The sequence below is a fragment of the Microvirga soli genome, assembly GCF_016734765.1.
GTDB lineage: Bacteria > Pseudomonadota > Alphaproteobacteria > Rhizobiales > Beijerinckiaceae > Microvirga > Microvirga soli.
In genome coordinates, this window is record NZ_JAERQE010000126.1 from 1 (window position 1) to 2349 (window position 2349).

2 protein-coding genes are annotated in these 2349 nt (G+C 64.3%); both read right to left on the bottom strand.

What is annotated here, in order from left to right; genetic code table 11:
- Positions 1 to 79: 79 nt before the first annotated feature.
- Entirely contained in the window at positions 80 to 937 is an 858-nt protein-coding gene (gene istB / locus JKL45_RS29450) for an IS21-like element helper ATPase IstB (RefSeq protein ID WP_201865302.1), read from the bottom strand.
- The gene (gene istA, locus JKL45_RS29455) at positions 934 to 2196 is read right to left on the bottom strand and encodes an IS21 family transposase (RefSeq protein WP_201865305.1); all 1263 of its coding nucleotides are present in this window, start codon (positions 2194 to 2196) and stop codon (positions 934 to 936) included. The genes istB and istA overlap by 4 nt, the downstream gene beginning before the upstream one ends.
- Positions 2197 to 2349: the final 153 nt, after the last annotated feature.

Sequence of the window (2349 nt, forward strand, 5' to 3'; positions counted from 1 at the left end):
TGTCAACGGGCGTTGAAGCCTCCGCATTTGTGGGCCTTCAATTTTCCCTTACCTGATAGACGACGACGTTCTCCGGTGATCAGCCGGTCGGATGATCCGTGGATGTCCCTCCGGGTGGTCGGCCGCGGCGCTTTGGTGCCGGCGGCGGCGTAATCAAGGCTTTCGATCGCACGTGCTCGGGGACGAGTTCGGCATGCTGACGCAACCGGTAGCTCGAGCCCTCGATCTGGATCACAACCGCATGGTGAAGCAGGCGATCCAACAACGCCGTGGCCACAACCGGATCGCCAAAAACCTCGCCCCATTCGGCAAATCCGCGATTGGAGGTCAGGATCATCGCCCCTTTCTCATAGCGGGCGTTGACCAACTGGAAGAACAGATTGCCACCCCCGGGTGTGACCGGCAGATAGCCGATCTCATCGACCACGAGCAGCGCGGCCCGCGACAGAAAGCGGATGGGCTCGCGCAGTTGCCCCTCCCGTTCCGCCTTCGCCAACGAGGCAATGATCTCTGCCAGGGTCGCAAAGTAGACGCTCTTGCCCGCTTTCACCGCCTCCACCGCTAGGGCTGTCGCGAGATGGCTTTTGCCCGTACCGGGTGGCCCCAGCAGATGCACCGCCTCGGCCCGGTCGATGAACTTGAGCTCGGCCAGCGCCAGTATGCGATTGCGGTCGAGCGAGGGCTGGAAGGTGAAGTCAAAGCTCGCCAGGGTTTTGACCGTCGTCAGCCGCGCCATCATCAGGGCCGCCTTGATGCGCCGGCTCTCCCGCACCGTGAGCTCTTCCAGAAGCAAATGATCGAGCGCCTCGATGCCGTCGATCTCGCCCTGCTCGATGCGCCGCAGCGTTGCGTCGAGCATCTCCAGGGCACGCGGCATCCGCAAGCCAACCAGGCTTCTGCGGATGCTCTCGAGAGTGCTGTGAGCATGGCTTGTCATGACTGACCTCCCGCCGCTGCGAGGCGATCCGCCACCGCTTGATAGAATGACAGCGAGCGACGCGCGACCTGATCGCCCGGGCGCCCAATCACAATCTTCTCGGACGCGGAACGCGGCGCCTTCGCAATGAGCCCGTGGCGATGGGCTGGATCGACCAGGGACTGACGCCGGCCTTCGAGCACCGGATGCTCGGCCACCACCTGGCCTTGATCGAGAATACGGATCCGGTCGGGGAGTTGATGCACCTCGACGATGCGCCGGGTGCGATCCGGAACGCTGTAGTAATTGCCGCCGATCGACACGAGCCCATCGTGACTGACCCGGCGCTCGAGCTTGAGCAGGGCATCGAAGGGACCGGCCGGCAGGGGCTGCAGCTCCGGCTGCTCGGCGGCAAAAGCCTCTGCAACGATCCGCTGGGTCGTGCCGTGCAGGCGGGCATTGGCCACCGTGTCGAGCCAGTCGCGCAGTTGGGCGTTGAGGTCGTCGAGATTGCAAAAGCAGCGCGCCAGGAAGAAGTCCTGCCGGATGTAGCTGAAGGGCCGCTCGACTTTTCCCTTCGTCTTGGCCCGGTACGGCCGGCAGGCTTTGGGCAGGAAGCCGTAGTGCTGCGCCATGGTCAGCAGCGCCCGGTTGTAGATGACATGGCCCTCGCCATCCTCGCCGGTCACCGCGGTCTTCATGCGGTCATAGAGGATCTCGAGCGGCACGCCGCCGATGCTCTCGAAGGCCAGCATGTGACAGCGCAGCAGGGTCTGCAGATCCTGGTGCAGGACGAAGCGGGCGAAGATGTAGCGCGAATGGCCGAGCACCAGGGAGAACAGCCAGACGATGCGGGGGATCTCCGGCTGGTCGGTGAAGACGGTGACGAAGCGGGCGAAGTCGACCTGGGCCTGCTGGCCGGCAGGCGTCTCGAAGCGGATCTCGAAGGGCTTGGGCCGATCGGCCGGGCGGTTAGCAGAGAGGAAGCGCTTCACAGCCGTGTAAGCGCCCTGATAGCCGCGCTCACGAATCTCGCGGGTGAGCCGGACCGCGCTCAGGTCGGGAAAGACCGTGATGCGCTCGCGCAGGTACCCGAGATACGGCGCCAGTTTGCCGGGGCGACCGACCTGCCGTGGGCCGTAGACAGGTGGTTCGAGGCCGCGGGCGATGTACTTGCGGATGGTCTTGGGATCGCGGCCGGTGCGGCGGGCGATGGCTGAGATGGACAATCCCTGACGATGGAGGTCCAGGATCATAGGTAATTCTCCAAGCTGGATCACCGGCGCCGCTCCCGTCCGAACTGTGTCGGGAGGATCATCGACGACGGCGGGAGCGCCTGCACGGCCGGAGCATGTCTCAGGACGTGAAGGCAGGGGCATCAGCTAGGGAATTTTCGAAGCCCACAATCAGGCAGTATTCACCGCCCTATGACA